Origin of the sequence: Xanthomonas sp. MUS 060 (assembly GCF_000963215.1) — a bacterium.
Taxonomy (GTDB): Bacteria; Pseudomonadota; Gammaproteobacteria; order Xanthomonadales; family Xanthomonadaceae; genus Xanthomonas_A.
On the sequence record NZ_JZIM01000022.1, the window covers coordinates 1 to 17,122 of the forward strand.

Genomic DNA, 17,122 nt, shown 5'->3' on the forward strand with positions numbered 1-17,122 from the left:
TGAACTCGGCACTGAACTTCCTACGCTTTGACATGAACACTCCTCATGGCCTGGATCGGCCTTCTTGTAAGTGTCCGTGCTCGGCACTGAACTTCCTGACTTGACCCGTTCCTCCCTTACGCCCTACCGCCTCCTGGAGCCGGTGGCCAGCTTGTCCTATGGGGAGGTTGACTCCTTGACCCGTTCCTCCCTTACGCCCTACCGCCTCCTGGAGCCGGTGGCCAGCTTGTCCTATGGGGAGGTTGACTCCCCCAACATGCTGATCGAGGGCGACAATTTGGATGCGCTGAAAGCACTGTTGCCTTACTACGCCGGGCAGGTGAAGTGTATTTTTATCGATCCGCCTTACAACACGCGAGGGGCGATTTTGGAGCACTACGACGACAACCTCGCTCATTCGCAATGGCTGTCGATGATGTATCCCCGTCTGGAGTTTCTTCGAGAATTTTTGACGGACGATGGAATTATCTACGTGGCTATCGATGACAATGAGGCTCATTACCTCAAAGTCATCATGGATGAAGTGTTCCAGAGGAAAAATTTTCTAACGACGTTCGTCTGGCAAAAAAGCTATGGTGGTGGCGCTAAGGCGAAGTACGTCGTTGGGTTGCACGAGTTCGTTCTTGCCTATGCCAAAGATTTGGAGCAGCTGCCCGCAATGTTCCTTCCTGCCGATCCTGAACTGGCGAAGCGATACTACAAGCTTACCGATCGGAACGAGGCGCAGCGTGGCCCATACAGACTTCAGCCTCTGGCGACGACAAGCATGGATGCACGGCCCAATCTTCGTTACCCGATTCCTCATCCGGAGCATGGGGATGTGTGGCCAGAAAAGCAGTGGCAGTGGTCTAAGGAGCGTGCGTTGGCGGCGCTCGCGAATGACGAGCTAGTATTTAAAAGCGCCGGAGGGAGAGTCTCGGTATCTTACAAGCAGTATCTAAAGGACTCTGACGGGGAAGAGAGGAGGCAGAAGCCAAAGTCAATCATTACTGGTGCCTATACGCAACATGGAACCAGTGAGAGCGTGGCGCTCTTTGGCCAAGAGGATAAGTTTTCGTTCCCAAAGCCGGAAGGTCTGATCAAGACGCTCCTTGAGGCATCCACCGAGCCTGGTGACCTAGTCCTGGATAGCTTCCTGGGTTCTGGAACGACTGCTGCTGCTGCACAAAAAATGGGACGTCGCTGGATCGGAATAGAGATGGGCGAGCATGCGAGATCTCATTGTCAGCCACGGCTGAAGAAGGTTGTGGATGGTGAACAGGGCGGTATCTCTGAAACAACGGGATGGAAGGGGGGCGGGGGCTTCCGGTTTTACAAGTTGGGTGCACCTGTTTTTGATGAGAACGGGCACATTCGGGATAGCATTAAATTTGAGCATTTGGCAGCCCATCTATGGTTCGCCGAGACTGGCACTGCGCGCTCAACCCGTGCCTCCAAGTATGTGTTTCTAGGCGAGCATCACGGAATCGGCTACTACCTACTGTTTAACGGCATCTTGGGCGATGAGAGCAAGACCGGTGGCAATGTGCTGACCAAGCGAGTGTTGAAAGGCCTGCAGCCCTTCGATGGGCCCAAGGTGATCTATGGCGAGTCGTGCGACTTGCCCAAGGAGCGATTAGAGGAGCTTCAAATCACCTTCAAGCAGACCCCTTACGACATCAAGGCACGCTAAGCATGGCTCTTTCCCTCAAGGTGTATCAGCAGCGGGCCCTGTCCAGTTTGGCCCAGTTCTTGGAAGACGCCCGGCTTACTGGTCCCGCGCCCGCGTTCGAGAAGAACGTAGATGCTGGTCTTGCCGCCCACTACAAGCCCATGCCCGGCTTGGAGTTCTCGCCTTACGTTTGTCTGCGCATCCCTACAGGCGGCGGCAAAACGGTCATGGGCGCGCATATCATCCAGGCTGCAGGCGACACATACCTGGAGCGCGAGTTCCCATTGGTCATGTGGATGGTGCCCACCACCCAGATCAAGACCCAGACCTTGGAGGCCTTCAAGAACCCACGCCATCCCTACCGCCAGGAGCTTGATGAAGCATTTGGTGGCAAGGTAGCGGTGTTCGACGTGGAGGATTTCACCCACATCCGTCCTGCGGATCTGGGCACAAAGGTATGCGTAGTGATTTCGACCATTGCAGCACTACGCGTGGAAAACCAGGAAGGCCGAAAGGTCTATGAGCACCATGAAGATCTGGAGCCTCATTTTGCCGGAAGCGTCTCCGACTTCGCCTACTTGGAGCAAAATAAGGCCGGCAAAGCCATCGCGTCGTTTGCCAACCTGCTGAAGCTTCATGGCCCGCTGGTCATAACCGACGAAGCCCACAACGCCAACACGCCGCTGTCGTATCAGGTCTACGAGCGCTTGGGCGCCAAGGTGGTGGTGGAGCTGACCGCCACCCCCGAGGCCAGCAAGAGTAACGTGCTGGTCAGCGTCAGCGCCTTTGAGCTCAAGGCAGCGGACATGATCAAGTTCCCGGTAGTGCTGAAGGAGCACGTTGGACAGTGGGAGATGGCGGTCGGCAGCGCCGTCGCCCGTCGCAATGCGCTGGGAAAGACCGCGCTCGGTGAGCCGGACTACATTCGTCCCATCCTCCTGATCCAGGCCGAGAACGCCAGGGGTACGGCCACGGTTGAAGAGGTCAAGAAGCACCTTGTCGACAACGAAAAGGTGCCCGAGAAGGCCATTGCCATTTCAACCGGTGACCAACGCGAAATTGATGGCGTGGACCTGTTCGCCAAGGACTGCCCAATTGAGGTCATCATCACCAAGCAAGCGCTCAAGGAAGGGTGGGACTGCTCCTTCGCCTATGTGTTCTGCTCGGTGGCCCAAGTCAAAAGCGACAAGGATATCCAACAGCTGCTGGGCCGCGTCCTGCGCATGCCCTATGCCACCCGTCGCAAGCAGGAGGCCATGAACAAGGCCTACGCGCACGTCACCACCCCGGCGTTCAACTTGGCGGCCGCAGAGCTCACCAAATCGCTCATCGATATCGGGTTCAACCCGTTGGAAGCCGTCGGCGCAGTGCTGCCGGATCTCACCCCAGGGCCTGGCTTGCCGCTGCAGGGTGGCAATGCCAATCCAGCCCCCTTCACGCCGAAAACCACCATCACCGTGAGCAAGCAGCCGGACCTTACCGGTATCCCTGCTCGGGAACAGGCCAGCGTGGTCTTTACTCCGAGCGAAGAGGGGAAGGGCGGATCGGTTGAAATCACGGGCGAGGTTGACGATGCCACGGTGGAAGCGATCACCAAAGTCGTGCCAACCAAGGAGCGCGAGGAAGCGACGGCTACCATCGAGCGCCACCAGATCGCGTCCAAGGCTGTCAAAGCCCCGAGCCAGAACGGTGCGGTGTTCAGCGTCCCCCGACTCGGCGTCATGGAGCAGGGCGAACTGGATTTTGTGGAGAGCGGTGCTACTCCCCCGGGCTTCACCTGGGACCTGCTTGCATACCCCCCGGACCTCTCCAGTCTCAAGTTCAACGCTGACAGTCAGACCTTTGAGGTGGATCTGGTCGATTCGAAGGTGAGCTACACCAAGATCGATGACGATGTGAAAACCTACCTGCCTGGCTTTGCGAAGGATCGCACACAAGCAGACTTGGTGGGCTGGTTGGACCAGAAGATCCGCGACCCCAGCGTCAAACAGGCGGTGCTGCGGGAGTGGCTGCGCCGAGCAATCACTGGACTGTCTGAAGATCAAGGATTTTTGCTATCCCAGTTGCTCAACGGCCAGTTCATCCTGCGCCGGAAGCTGGGGGAGCAGTTGCAGATTGCCAAGGCCGAAGCGCTCAAGGACGGTTTCCAGCAAGCGTTGTTTGGGGCCGACGCCGAGATTGTGGTTAGTGACGAGCCCGATGCGATGTTCACCTACCCGGCGGACATGACCCAATATCCGGCGCATTCTTACTACCAGGGAGGCACCTACCGGTTCCGCAAGCACTACTACCCCTTTGTGGGCGATCTTCAGTGGAAGACGGTCGGGGGCAAGGTGGGCGAGGAGTTCCTGTGTGCGCAAGCGATTGATCAGTTGGACGAGGTGGAGTTCTGGGTCCGCAACTTGGTGGACAAGAGCCAGTTCTGGATGCCAACGTCCAAGCAGCGCACCTACCCGGACTTCGTGGCCCGGCTGAAGGATGGACGCTTGCTGGTAGTGGAATACAAGGGCGGAGACCGTTATTCGTCAGATGCAGAGAAGGAAAAACGGATGGTGGGTGAGCTCTGGGCGGTCAAGAGCAAGGGCAAAGGGATCTATATTATGGCCCAGATGAAGGACGAGAAAGGCAACAGCGTTACCGAGCAGTTGAAGGCAGCAATTACGAAATAGGTTGGACCACAATCGGAGACAAAGAAATGGCTGTCTATATCTCGGACTTGGATATCATGAACTTTCGATCATGCGCTGAGGCCAGCCTCCAATTGACCCATTTTACACCGCTGGTCGGTCTGAATAACTGCGGGAAGAGTAATTGCCTCACCGCGCTCCAATGGCTGGTGCGAAAGGCAAAGCTGGGCGTGGAAGATTTCCACGACCCAGCTCAGCCCGTGCAGGTGGTGGGAAAGCTGCGCGACATCACCGAAGCGGATCTGGAGGTCCTGGAGCATAAGCATCGCAAGAAGATAGAAGTACATGTTCGCGATGGTGTACTCATGATTCGTCGCGAACAGAAAGTGCCGGGAGGCGATACCGAATTGATGGTGATGAATCCTGACAATGGCGACTGGGAGCCCAATCCCACGGGGATCGATAACGCCATCTCCGCGCTTTTCCCTGAACCTATCCGCATAGGTGCTATGGAGAATGCAGAGGAGGACGCCAGCAAGGCCAAGACAACTACCACGATCGGGAAACTGTTGGCCTCTATGTTGGATGCCATCCAGGAGCAACACGGAGAAGAACTGAGGCCTCACTTGGCGGCTATTTTAGGAATGATTTCTGCTGACGGCGGCGGCCGTTTCGAAGAGTTGGACCGCATCGATGAATCGATCAACCGCAAAATCTCGGAACTTTTTCCTGGTATCCGCATTAAGCTGGATTTCCCAGTGCCCGTCTTTAACGACCTTATAAAGGCCGGAACGGTCAAGGTATATGAAGGGAGGGAGGGGCTGGGACGTGCTTTCGGCTCTTACGGTCACGGGGCACAACGTGCCATCCAGATGGCCATGGTGCGTCACCTAGCTGATCTTAAGCGTGGGGAGGGGGCTGCCGGCGGTGTGACGTTGCTTCTGGTAGATGAACCGGAGCTGTTTATGCATCCCTTTGCTTTGGAGCAGGTGCGCGAGGCATTGCGCGCGCTGTCAAATGCTGGCTACCAAGTTGTCTTTTCGACCCACTCGGCCCAGATGATCTTGGCAAAGGATGCGAAGAACGCCTTGCTAATGACCAAGAAAAATTTGGAAGGCACCAAGGCGCGTCCTCGCATGCAGTCGGTTGTGGAGCAGTTGGTAGCGAATCCTACTCATCAGCTCCATCAGCTCTTCAGTCTCACGAATTCTTCCCAAGTCTTGTTCGCCGACAAGGTGGTGTTGACAGAGGGAAAGACCGAGATACGCCTATTGCCAACGCTCTTTCAAGTCATCACTGGTAAAACCTTGGGTCAATCTTCCCTGGCCGTCGTGCCTATGAGTGGCGCGTCAGACACAGGAAAATCCATGGAGATCTTAGAAGCGTTGGGGTTGCCGGCGTGCGCTATTGTGGATCTCGATTTTGCGTTTCGGCAAGCGGTGGAATACGGAATGCTAAAGGCCGACGATCTTGACCTCATCGCTTGCAGGGCCGTTCTTCAACAACTTGCGGATGCTGGCTTAATCTCCCTAGAAGCCGGATTGCCCTGCAAAGGCATTCAAGGTAAGCCAGCCCATGCGTTTGAAATAATGGCCAAACAAAAAGATGCGAAGGCCCCCATTGCGTCGCTCGTGCAAAAGCTTCGTGTCAAAAACGTTTGGTTGTGGAGCGCCGGCGCAATCGAGCCACACATTGGACTAAAGGAAAAGAAGGAGGATTCTTGGCTATCGTTTCAAGTTCGTCTGGAAAGCGAGCCTCTGGAAGACGTCTGCGCGGATGTGCTAGGTATTTGCACGTTGGTGGCCTGGCTGGATAAGGAGCCTATCGCAGGTCGGCTAGTATGACCGGTAGGGAATTGAGTGCCTTTCAGTTTATTGACGCAGAACAGAATTTTCGTATCTCCGAACACCTGTGTTACATCGAGCAAGCGAAGTCCTGCCTCCTGTCCCAGTTTGCCAACATTGATGCGGAAGCAGAGCGTGCGGAAAATGAGCACTTGGAGCGCAACGGCGAGTTCTTTGATCCCGAGTGGCATGACGCTGGCGATATCGCGGAAGCGGCGCGTGATCATGCCATTGAATTTTATCATCTCCTAAATGACAGGCATGAGCGGACACGGCATTCATAATGCGCTCCAGCGAAAAATTGCAAGCACAGCACGCCTGATGACACCTCCAATGCTTTGATCTATATGGCGCCACGGGTTTTTTCAGCGACGAAGCCTTACCATCGCGTTTTCTTACCTGCATTCCGACCGAGATCCTGCCGATGTTGCACCGTGCCCCCTTGTTTGCTGTCCTCCTTGCTCTGACCGCCTGCACTGGCGTCGCGCCTTCGGCCTCCACCGCTGCGCCGGGTGCGGTCAGCGCGGCGTTGCAGGGCGATGCCGCCCGCCCGGCGCAGGCCAAGGGGTGGGTGCGCAGCGAGTTGTATTTCGGCGTCGGTGAGGAGCAAGGTCCGGCCAATCGCCCGCAGGCCGAGCCGATCAGCGCGGCGCGCTGGCGCGCGTTCCTGGATAAAGAGGTCACCCCGCGCTTCCCCGATGGCCTGACCGTGTTCGATGCCTACGGCCAGTGGTTGTTTCGCGGCGCCAAAGAGCCAAACCGGCTCAACACCAAGGTGCTGGTGATCCTGCACGAAGATACGCCACAGCGCCGCGCCGATATCGAGGCGATCCGGCTGGCATGGAAGCAGGCCACCGGACACCAGTCGGTGTTGTGGGCGCGGCAGGCGGTGGAGGTGTCGTTTTGATGGTCGTGATGCCCGGCTGGCTGGTTGTGAGCCAGACATGCCGCAGCGCTGCGTGTTCGGCTGAGCGAATGTGCGGCTCAACGCGCACGGTCACTGCTGCGGTCGGTCTGCCATGACCCTCGCGTCGGTGTCCTCGGTCACGCGGCCACGTTGGTTCGTCGCGGGCGATCTCAATGGCTTCTTCGGCCTGGTGGTCGATAATCTGTCGATCCTCGGTTTCATCACCCTGGCGCTGGTCGGGATGTTCCAGTTCCCGGTCGAGGTGATCTACACGCGGATGATGCCTGGCACCGCGTTCGGGGTGCTGATCGGCAATCTGCTGTACACCGTGATGGCGCGACGGCTGGCCGCGCGCAGCGGGCGCAGCGACGTCACCGCGATGCCGCTGGGCCTGGATGCGCCGACCAGCATCGGCATGGCGCTGTTGGTACTCGGCCCGGCGTTCGTGCGCTACAAACAGCAGGGGCTGGACCCGCAGGCGGCGGCGCTGGCGACGTGGCGTCTGGGCATGGCCGCGCTGGTGCTGATGGGCGCGCTCAAGACCGTGCTCGCGTTCTTCGGCGAAGCGGTGACGCGGGCGCTGCCGCGCGCGGCGTTGCTCGGTTCCATCGCCGGCATCGCGCTGGTGCTGATGGGCTTCCTGCCGCTGCTGGAAACCTTGCGCACCCCCGTGGTCGGCCTGGTGGTGTTGGGCCTGTTGATGTACGTGTTGATCGCCAAGGGCCGCCTGCCGTTTGGCCTGCCCGGGGTGCCGCTGGCGTTGGTGCTGGGCACGGGCCTTTACTACGGATTGAATGCGGCAGGGATGGGCATCCCGGGCCATCAGACACCGCAGTGGTTTGCGCCCCATCTGGTGTTGCCGTGGCCGAGTTTGGGTTTCCTCGCCGGGCTGGCCGATACGATGCCGCTGCTACCGCTGCTGTTGCCGTTTGGTTTGTTGATGGTGGTTGGCGGCATCAACGTCAGCGAGAGCGCGCGCGCGGCCGGTGATGATTACCGCACCCGCGATATTCTGCTGGTCGAGGCCTGTTCGACCCTGGTTGCCGGGGTCTGCGGCGGAGTCGCCCAGACCACTCCCTACATCGGCCAGCCGGCCTACAAGCACATGGGCGCGCGCAGCGGTTATACGCTGTTGACCGGGATCTTCATTGGCCTGGGGGGCATGTTGGGATTGGTCGCCGGGCTGGTGCAGTGGCTGCCGTTGGCAGTGCTGGCACCGATCATCGTGTACGTGTCCATCGACATCACCACCCAGGCATTCCAGGCCACCCCGAAACGCCATGCCGGCGCGATGGTGTTGGGGTTTCTGCCGTCGGTGGCGTATCTGCTGGCGATCAAGGCGCCGGGTTGGATCGCGCCGGATCATCTGACCACGTTGACCACCACACTGGACGGCCACGGTTTGCCGGAATTGGCGGTGATCCTGACCCTGGGCAACGGTTTCATCATCACCGCCATGCTGTGGATCGCCACGGTGGCGGCGATGGTGGACGGGCGCTTGCGTCGCGCCGCTGGGTGCCTGTTGGTGGCGGCGGGGCTGACCCTGTTCGGCCTGATCCATTCGGTGGATCCGCGCGGCGGTATTTATCTGCCATGGACGTTGCACGGCGTGCCGCAGTTGATGGCGTGGCAGTTCGCCGGTGGTTATCTGCTGCTGGCCGCGTTGCTCGGTCTGTTGTCGCTGCAAGGGCCGCGTGCGCTGCGGGTGGTGGATTGAGCGTGATTGCGCCCGCACGCGGTGGGTTGCGTGCGGGAATATGCGAGGTCTCTGCAATCGTCGTGGCATGTGCATCCCGTTGGATGCTGAACAGCGGCCAGATGGTCGTGATGCCCGGCTGGCTGGTTGTGAGCCAGACATGCCGCAGCGCTGCGTGTTCGGCTGAGCGAATGTGCGGCTCAACGCGCACGGTCACTGCTGCGGTCGGTCTGCCATGACCCTCGCGTCGGTGTCCTCGGTCACGCGGCCACGTTGGTTCGTCGCGGGCGATCTCAATGGCTTCTTCGGCCTGGTGGTCGATAATCTGTCGATCCTCGGTTTCATCACCCTGGCGCTGGTCGGGATGTTCCAGTTCCCGGTCGAGGTGATCTACACGCGGATGATGCCTGGCACCGCGTTCGGGGTGCTGATCGGCAATCTGCTGTACACCGTGATGGCGCGACGGCTGGCCGCGCGCAGCGGGCGCAGCGACGTCACCGCGATGCCGCTGGGCCTGGATGCGCCGACCAGCATCGGCATGGCGCTGTTGGTACTCGGCCCGGCGTTCGTGCGCTACAAACAGCAGGGGCTGGACCCGCAGGCGGCGGCGCTGGCGACGTGGCGTCTGGGCATGGCCGCGCTGGTGCTGATGGGCGCGCTCAAGACCGTGCTCGCGTTCTTCGGCGAAGCGGTGACGCGGGCGCTGCCGCGCGCGGCGTTGCTCGGTTCCATCGCCGGCATCGCGCTGGTGCTGATGGGCTTCCTGCCGCTGCTGGAAACCTTGCGCACCCCCGTGGTCGGCCTGGTGGTGTTGGGCCTGTTGATGTACGTGTTGATCGCCAAGGGCCGCCTGCCGTTTGGCCTGCCCGGGGTGCCGCTGGCGTTGGTGCTGGGCACGGGCCTTTACTACGGATTGAATGCGGCAGGGATGGGCATCCCGGGCCATCAGACACCGCAGTGGTTTGCGCCCCATCTGGTGTTGCCGTGGCCGAGTTTGGGTTTCCTCGCCGGGCTGGCCGATACGATGCCGCTGCTACCGCTGCTGTTGCCGTTTGGTTTGTTGATGGTGGTTGGCGGCATCAACGTCAGCGAGAGCGCGCGCGCGGCCGGTGATGATTACCGCACCCGCGATATTCTGCTGGTCGAGGCCTGTTCGACCCTGGTTGCCGGGGTCTGCGGCGGAGTCGCCCAGACCACTCCCTACATCGGCCAGCCGGCCTACAAGCACATGGGCGCGCGCAGCGGTTATACGCTGTTGACCGGGATCTTCATTGGCCTGGGGGGCATGTTGGGATTGGTCGCCGGGCTGGTGCAGTGGCTGCCGTTGGCAGTGCTGGCACCGATCATCGTGTACGTGTCCATCGACATCACCACCCAGGCATTCCAGGCCACCCCGAAACGCCATGCCGGCGCGATGGTGTTGGGGTTTCTGCCGTCGGTGGCGTATCTGCTGGCGATCAAGGCGCCGGGTTGGATCGCGCCGGATCATCTGACCACGTTGACCACCACACTGGACGGCCACGGTTTGCCGGAATTGGCGGTGATCCTGACCCTGGGCAACGGTTTCATCATCACCGCCATGCTGTGGATCGCCACGGTGGCGGCGATGGTGGACGGGCGCTTGCGTCGCGCCGCTGGGTGCCTGTTGGTGGCGGCGGGGCTGACCCTGTTCGGCCTGATCCATTCGGTGGATCCGCGCGGCGGTATTTATCTGCCATGGACGTTGCACGGCGTGCCGCAGTTGATGGCGTGGCAGTTCGCCGGTGGTTATCTGCTGCTGGCCGCGTTGCTCGGTCTGTTGTCGCTGCAAGGGCCGCGTGCGCTGCGGGTGGTGGATTGAGCGTGATTGCGCCCGCACGCGGTGGGTTGCGTGCGGGAATATGCGAGGTCTCTGCAATCGTCGTGGCATGTGCATCCCGTTGGATGCTGAACAGCGGCCATGTCGCGTCGGAACCCGCTGGCCGCTGTCGCTGTCAGACTTGAGTTCTATCAACGGAGCCCGATTCCATGCCGCCGCGTCCTGCCATGCCGCCACGTCCTTCCATTTGGCCTTGGATTTTGGTCGCGGTGCTGGTGGCTGCCGCCGCTGCGTGGTTGTTTCGCGACGCGCTGAGCGGATTACTGCAGCGTGTGGCACCGGCGTCGCCACCGCCGACCAGTGCTCCCGTCGCGGCTGCGGCGCCATCTGCGCCAGCCGCAGCGGCTGCGCCGCCACCCCCGCCGATCCAGCATCCCATCGATGCCGCCGCCGCGGATGCGGCCGATGCGGCGATTCCATCCTTGGCTGAGAGTGATGCCGCCGCCTGGGCGGAACTGACCAAGCTGGCCGGTGGTGATTCTCCACTGGCGTTGCTGTTGCGCGATCATCTGATCCAGCGCCTGGTGACAATGGTCGACAACCTGACCCAGCGCCGCGTCACCACGCGTGCACTGGCGCTCACCGCGGTCCCCGGCACATTGCAAGTGAGCAAAGAGGCCAGTGGCGCGCAGGTCATCACTGAAGCCAACGCGCAGCGCTATGCGCTCTATGTGCAAGCCTTCACCCATGCCGATCCCAAGGCGCTAGTGGCGGCGTATCGGCGTTTCTATCCGCTGTTCCAGCAGGCCTATGTGGAGCTGGGGTATCCGCACGGATATTTCAACGACCGCTTGGTGCAGGTGATCGACCATTTGCTGCAGACCCCGCTGCCATCGGCGCCGTTGGCGGTGGTGAGCGATCCGGTGCATGGCAAGTTCCGCTTCGTCGATCCGGCCTTGGAATCGCTCTCGGTCGGGCAAAAGGCGTTGCTGCGGCTGGGGCCGACGCAGGCCGCAGCAGTGAAGGCGCAATTGCGAGCGTTGCGTGCGGGATTGACGCAGGCTTGAGGTGTGCCTTATCACCTGCTTCAGGCTGTCGTGTCAGACAGTGAGCGACAGATTTCAGCGGAACTATATAGACCGCGATCTGTAACAAGGTACGTCATTTGATCGAGAATTTTTTAGCGCATCTCAAGCAATACCGCGCGATCGCCCAAAGCGATGACAAAACTGCATGCAATCTCCTTGGTGCGATTCATGTCGCTACAACAGTTGCTTGGTTGCATGTCTGCCAGGCTCGGGCTCAGCGCTGTTGCGGAAGTTGTCTACGAGATTTTTGCGTGAAAACATTGACATTCCTCCCTATTTTTGTGAAAAATTATGATCAATGGAATTGATGATTCGATACCGTAAAAATCTGTTCTCTCGAACAGGATTCGACTTGGAGATTGTGTTTGATTTTTGACTGATGTCTATTCAGGGAAATTCAGTTTCCTTGTAGTAATTGTTATATTAGATTGTTATTTTTCCATTATAAGCTTCGGTCGCAATCGTGTTTGTGTGTACGCCTGTGCGCGTTTTCTCCATGTGGCGGTATCTTCTTCGCTATGGATATGTCCAAATACGCCATCCTGGCATTGTAGGGGTTTGGTCTGAAGTCTGCTGCTTCTAATGAAGTAGTCGGTGGATGGGGAGTTGGATCACATCCATAAGCGTGATCCTTGAAAATGGAGTTTTGAAAGTGAATCATCATTTCGATATGTCGAACGAGGTTTCTTCGCTTGATCTTTTTGCCGAGGAATTACCTCAGCAAAATCAACTGTTGTCTGACTGTGCTTCTACTGTGCTGTGCGCGGTCTGTGGTGCCAGTTCGATTGGTTCGATCGTCAGTAGCGGTTCCTCTTAATGTAAGACCTAGGAAGTATGAGGAAGTAACCGTCATGCCTGGCATGGCGGTTACTTCGATGCTGCGCCTCGTTAATCAGGCAGGGATTGGTATGTACCAACAGCGTATCGAGAACGTTGAAACTGCCTCCGGCAGGTCCATCGTCAAAGTGATGGTTCCCACGGCGATGCGACGCTTCACTGGTCAACAGGCGTTTGTAGAAGTGGAAGCCGACGATGTCGGACAGGCGCTGCGTGCAGCGGTGCGAGCGTACCCTTCGTTGCTGCCGCAGTTGTTTGCTGCCGATGGTAGCTTGCGTCGCTTCATCAATGTTTTCGTGAATGCGTCGGATATCAGGATGCGCCAAGGGCAGGGCACGCCTTTGGTCAGCAGCGACGTCATCGTGCTGGTTCCTGCGATCGCGGGAGGCTGAGATGCACGGCGAGCATACCCCCCGGCTGGGTGCTGAACTAGAACGCGAAGAAATTCGCCATTACAGCCGCCACTTGATGATTCCCGAAATCGGCTGCCATGGTCAGCGGCGTCTCAAGGGTGCTCGTGTGCTACTGGTTGGCGTTGGTGGTCTGGGATCGCCGGCCGCACTTTATCTGGCTGCCTCGGGCGTGGGCGCCATCGGCATTGTCGAATTCGACCAAGTCGAGGTCAGTAACCTCCAGCGTCAAGTACTTTACGGCTTGAGCAGCGTAGGCATGAGCAAGGGCGTAGCCGCAGCCGCACGGTTGGCGGATCTGAATCCGCATGTGCATGTTGTCCATCACGAAACTCGGCTCAATGCTGAAAACGCCCTGGAGTTGATCCGTCAGTACGACGTAGTGGTCGACGGCACCGATAATTTTCCGACGCGTTACCTCGTCAACGATGCCTGCGTGTTAGCTGGAAAACCTAACGTTTACGCCTCTATTTTCCGTTTCGAAGGCATGTTGTCGGTGTTTAATCATGCCGGTGGCCCTTGCTACCGATGCCTGTACCCGGAGCCACCGCCACCAGGATTTTCCCCCTCGTGTGCCGAGGGCGGTGTATTCGGTGTATTGCCCGGCATCATGGGCACGATGCAGGCGGCCGAAGTTATCAAGCTGATCACCGGCGTTGGTCGGACGATGGAGGGGCGGTTGTTGCAATTCGATGCGACGGAAATGCGTTTTCGTGAGTTGAACATCGCCCGCGATCCTGATTGTCCGATCTGCGGCGATGCTCCGACGCAGCGTCACCTCATCGATTACGCCACGTTCTGTGGCGTATCCGCGACGGTGGTCGAATCCAACGAAAGCTCGGCTCCAGAGCTGCTCCAGGCGCAGCGGCTTGCTGGGCTGCTGCAGTCGTCAAATTCGATACAGTTGATCGATGTCCGCAGTGCGAACGAATTCGAGATCGTGCATCTGGACGGTGCTCTCCTGATGCCGTTGGACGAACTCGAGGAGTCCATGCATCTGCTTGATCGTGCCATTCCGGTCGTTTGTTACTGCAAATCTGGCGTGCGCTCAATGACGGCTGCGCGGTGTTTGCTGACGCATGGCTTCAGCCAGGTTTACAGCCTGGAGGGAGGCATTGCGGCATGGGCGCGCGACGTCGCCCCCGCCACGGTTATTTATTGAGGCTTCATATGGATATTGCAGCGATCATTTCGGATGTCGAAGTACTTCAGGCCCCGACTCCTGCGCCTGAGCCGGCGCCATTCGTGGTATTGCGCGGTGTCACCCGGTTGCACCGCAGCGGGCGGCGCAGTATCGAGGCGCTGGCCCCGACCGACATGGCGGTGTTGGATGGCGAGTTCGTCGCGATCATGGGACCGTCGGGTTCGGGTAAGACCACCCTGCTGAACCTGATGGGGGGGCTGGATCGGCCAACGCGCGGTGACATCGCTGTGCAAGGCAGCCGCATTGGTCACTTGTCGAGCAGGGCGTTGGCACGCTGGCGCTCGCGTCATGTCGGTTTTGTCTTCCAGTTCTACAATTTGATCGCGGTGCTCGATGCGCTCGACAACGTCGCGTTGCCGCTTGCCCTGCAAGGTGTTGGTCGTCGTCAGCGCCAGCAGCGGGCGGCGGCGGCATTGCAAATGGTCGGTTTGCAGGATCTGCTCAAGCAGCGGCCGCGCGAGATGTCCGGTGGTGAGCAGCAACGCGTGGCGATCGCGCGGGCAATCGTAACCAACCCCTCGCTGCTGCTTTGCGACGAGCCAACCGGCGATCTGGACCGCGAGAATGCCATGGAGGTCATCGAACTGCTTCGCGTGTTCAACGCCGAATACGGCAAGACCATCGTGATGGTGACCCACGACAGTGACGTCGCTCGTCATGCCGATCGCATTGTGCGCATCGACAAGGGGCGTGTTGTCGGAGCGTCGTCATGACGGGGCGATTGCTGTTGGCCAATTTGTTCCGTTGGAAGTCCATTCTGGCGATCACGCTGTTGACCGTCGTCGTCGCGTTCTTTTTCTTTGGTCTATTGCTCTCGTTGAACCGCGTGTTCAACGTCGGTGTCACGTTTGACAAGGCAGAGCGTCTGGTGGTGGCGAATGCGGTGAGTATCATGCAGCCGTTGCCGTTGGCCGACGAGCAACGGATTGCCGAAGTCGAAGGCGTCGAGGCAATCAGTCGTAACCTGTTCTTCGGCGGGTTTTATCAGGAGCCTGCCAACGGCCTGATGGCCATTGCGACCGAGCCGGAAAGCTTCATGCGGCTGGTGCCAGAGATGCGCATCCACAATTCCCAGGATCGACGGCGCTGGCTCGATGATCGCACCAGCATCGCGGTCGGACGCACCTTGGCTGAGCGCTATCACTGGAAGGTAGGCGACATGGTGCCAATCTTCTCCTATCTGTATCCGCGCAAAGGTGGGGGCACCAACTGGACATTCCGTGTTGCGGCCATCTACGATTCCAGCGATGCCTCCGGTAATACCAATTCGTTGTTGATGCACTATGGGTATGTGGACGACGTGCGGGCCAACGGCAAGGGCACGGTGGGGTGGTACAACGTGCGTGTGCGCGATCCGTCGCACGCCGAACAGGTGGCGCATGCCATCGACGCGCTGTTCGCCAACTCTGGCCGTGAGACCCACACCGCCACCGAAGCGATGTTCGCGCAGGAGTTGATCCGCCAGGTTGGCGATTTCGGCATGATCGTTCGCGTGGCAGTGGTCGCTGTGTTTTTCACTCTGATTCTGGTGACTGCCAATGGCCTGATCCACTCCGTCAGCGAACGGAGTGGCGAGATGGCGACAATCAAGGCGTTAGGTGCAAGTAATGCACGTTTGGCGGCGAGTGTCGTGCTGGAGTCGTTCATGGTCGTCGCCGTCGGCGCGCTGGTTGGGTTCGCTGTGCTGTATGTCACCCTGCCGAAGATCGCCGCCTATAGCGTCACGTTGTCTTCCATCCGCTTCGCCTGGCATGACGTGTTGTGGATGATTGCCGCGATCGTCGCCGTCACGCTGTTGACCACTGCCGTTCCGGTGCGGATGGTCATGGGTATGAGTACGGCCCGCGATCTGGGGCGTGCGGCATGACGACATGGGGGCATCAAGCGGTCGTGCTGCTACGGATCGGTCTGGTGAGCATGAGCCGCCACGCGATCCGCGCCGGCACCACGGTGGTGGGCGCCGCCGGGGGCGTGGCCATGCTGGTGGGCGTGCTGTCCATTGCCGAGGGTTACCTCCAGGTCATGCAGACCGGCGCTGGTGACGAGAGCGTGCTGGTGATGATGGACGGGGCCACTGCGGAGGTCGCCAGTACCATTTCCGGCGACGCCGCTGGCTTGGTCAGGCGCATGCCGGGCATCGCCACGCTGGCCGATGGCGCGCCGGCGTTTTCCGCCGAATTATTCACCACCGCCAAGTTCGATTCGCGGCATGGGCAGCCGTTGAACATGGCCGTGCGCGGTGTCGATCCGGCGGGTTACGTGCTTAGCGGCATCAAGCTCGTAGAGGGCCGCCTGCCGCAGGCGGGACGTCGCGAACTGATCGTCGGGGCACGCGCATCCGGTCGGTTGCGACAAGGGGACATTGGCGATGTCGTCGACATCGCTGGCGCGCAGTGGACGGTGGTGGGGCGTTTCACCGCCGACAGTGGGCTCACCGAGTCTGAGATATGGACTGATGCACCGACATTGGCGGCTGCGATGGAGCGTGGCAGCGCTGTGCAGGTATTGCATTTGAGACTGGTCCGTGGGATGTCGCTGGATCGCTTCAGTCGTCAGTTGCGCGACGATCCGCGTTTGCAATTGCGTGCGATCGATCATGCCCAGTATCTGGCCGACCAGTCGCATGCATTACGGACATTCCTGTACGTGTTGTGCTACGGCGTCAGCTTGCTGATGGCGCTCGGGGCGGCTTTCGCCGCGTTGGGGACCAGTTACGCCTCGGTCAATGCGCGGATCCGGGAAATTGGCACACTCAAGGCGCTTGGATTCACCGATGGCGCGATCTTCGCCGCCTTAGTGGCCGAGAGCGTCCTGTTGACGTGCCTTGGCGGTGCGCTCGGCGCATTGCTTGCCTACGCGGTGTTCGATGGTGTCCAGACGTCGACTTTCCTGCACTCCAGCAACTACAGCCAAGTGGCTTTCTCGTTTTCCGTCACCGCCCAGAGCCTGGTCCAGGCGGCTGTGCTGGCGACGTTGATCGGTATCGCCGGCAGCCTCTATCCGGCTTGGACCGTCCTCAAGCTTAACACCGCCACCGCGCTGGCCGAACGCAGATAGGCC

The 17,122-nt window shown here is 59.6% G+C and carries 13 protein-coding genes and 1 pseudogene; all 14 read left to right on the forward strand.

Features of this window, described 5'->3' with window-relative positions; genetic code table 11:
* The first annotated feature begins 175 nt into the window (after positions 1–175).
* The 14 genes and pseudogenes from XANALMUS060_RS14675 to XANALMUS060_RS14735 all read left to right on the forward strand — a co-directional run bounded on the left by XANALMUS060_RS14675 (position 176) and on the right by XANALMUS060_RS14735 (position 17,119).
* The gene (locus tag XANALMUS060_RS14675; RefSeq protein ID WP_235430525.1) at positions 176–1,672 is read left to right on the forward strand and encodes a site-specific DNA-methyltransferase; all 1,497 of its coding nucleotides are present in this window, start codon (positions 176–178) and stop codon (positions 1,670–1,672) included.
* Between the two features lie 2 nt (positions 1,673–1,674).
* Positions 1,675–4,320, forward strand: a complete 2,646-nt coding sequence (locus tag XANALMUS060_RS14680; RefSeq protein ID WP_045739076.1) for a DEAD/DEAH box helicase family protein — start codon at positions 1,675–1,677, stop codon at positions 4,318–4,320.
* A 26-nt stretch (positions 4,321–4,346) separates the two neighbouring features.
* Positions 4,347–6,122, forward strand: coding sequence for an AAA family ATPase (locus tag XANALMUS060_RS14685; protein WP_045739077.1), 1,776 nt, complete (start codon positions 4,347–4,349; stop codon positions 6,120–6,122).
* 11 nt (positions 6,123–6,133) lie between these two features.
* A complete protein-coding gene (locus XANALMUS060_RS14690) occupies positions 6,134–6,406 on the forward strand; it encodes a hypothetical protein (RefSeq protein WP_152640518.1) in 273 nt (90 codons plus the stop codon).
* A 140-nt stretch (positions 6,407–6,546) separates the two neighbouring features.
* The gene (locus XANALMUS060_RS14695) at positions 6,547–7,029 is read left to right on the forward strand and encodes a DUF3574 domain-containing protein (RefSeq protein WP_045728931.1); all 483 of its coding nucleotides are present in this window, start codon (positions 6,547–6,549) and stop codon (positions 7,027–7,029) included.
* Positions 7,030–7,141: 112 nt separating this feature from the next.
* Positions 7,142–8,746 (forward strand): hypothetical protein, encoded by a 1,605-nt coding sequence (locus tag XANALMUS060_RS14700; protein ID WP_045739078.1) that lies wholly within the window; start codon positions 7,142–7,144, stop codon positions 8,744–8,746.
* A 214-nt stretch (positions 8,747–8,960) separates the two neighbouring features.
* Entirely contained in the window at positions 8,961–10,565 is a 1,605-nt protein-coding gene (locus tag XANALMUS060_RS14705) for a hypothetical protein (protein ID WP_045739078.1), read from the forward strand.
* Between the two features lie 185 nt (positions 10,566–10,750).
* A complete protein-coding gene (locus XANALMUS060_RS14710; protein ID WP_045739096.1) occupies positions 10,751–11,590 on the forward strand; it encodes a DUF3014 domain-containing protein in 840 nt (279 codons plus the stop codon).
* Positions 11,591–11,676: 86 nt separating this feature from the next.
* A pseudogene (locus XANALMUS060_RS21325) lies at positions 11,677–11,781 on the forward strand (IS5/IS1182 family transposase); the annotation flags it as partial.
* Between the two features lie 690 nt (positions 11,782–12,471).
* Positions 12,472–12,840, forward strand: coding sequence for a MoaD/ThiS family protein (locus tag XANALMUS060_RS14715; RefSeq protein WP_235430527.1), 369 nt, complete (start codon positions 12,472–12,474; stop codon positions 12,838–12,840).
* Position 12,841: 1 nt separating this feature from the next.
* Positions 12,842–14,020, forward strand: a complete 1,179-nt coding sequence (moeB, locus tag XANALMUS060_RS14720) for a molybdopterin-synthase adenylyltransferase MoeB (protein ID WP_045739080.1) — start codon at positions 12,842–12,844, stop codon at positions 14,018–14,020.
* An 8-nt stretch (positions 14,021–14,028) separates the two neighbouring features.
* Positions 14,029–14,775: an ABC transporter ATP-binding protein gene (locus XANALMUS060_RS14725; RefSeq protein WP_082065156.1), complete on the forward strand. Its 747-nt coding sequence runs from the start codon at positions 14,029–14,031 to the stop codon at positions 14,773–14,775.
* Positions 14,772–15,929: an FtsX-like permease family protein gene (locus XANALMUS060_RS14730; protein ID WP_052688183.1), complete on the forward strand. Its 1,158-nt coding sequence runs from the start codon at positions 14,772–14,774 to the stop codon at positions 15,927–15,929. Before XANALMUS060_RS14725 ends, XANALMUS060_RS14730 begins: the two co-directional genes overlap by 4 nt.
* Positions 15,926–17,119 (forward strand): ABC transporter permease, encoded by a 1,194-nt coding sequence (locus XANALMUS060_RS14735; RefSeq protein ID WP_052688184.1) that lies wholly within the window; start codon positions 15,926–15,928, stop codon positions 17,117–17,119. The genes XANALMUS060_RS14730 and XANALMUS060_RS14735 overlap by 4 nt, the downstream gene beginning before the upstream one ends.
* Positions 17,120–17,122: the final 3 nt, after the last annotated feature.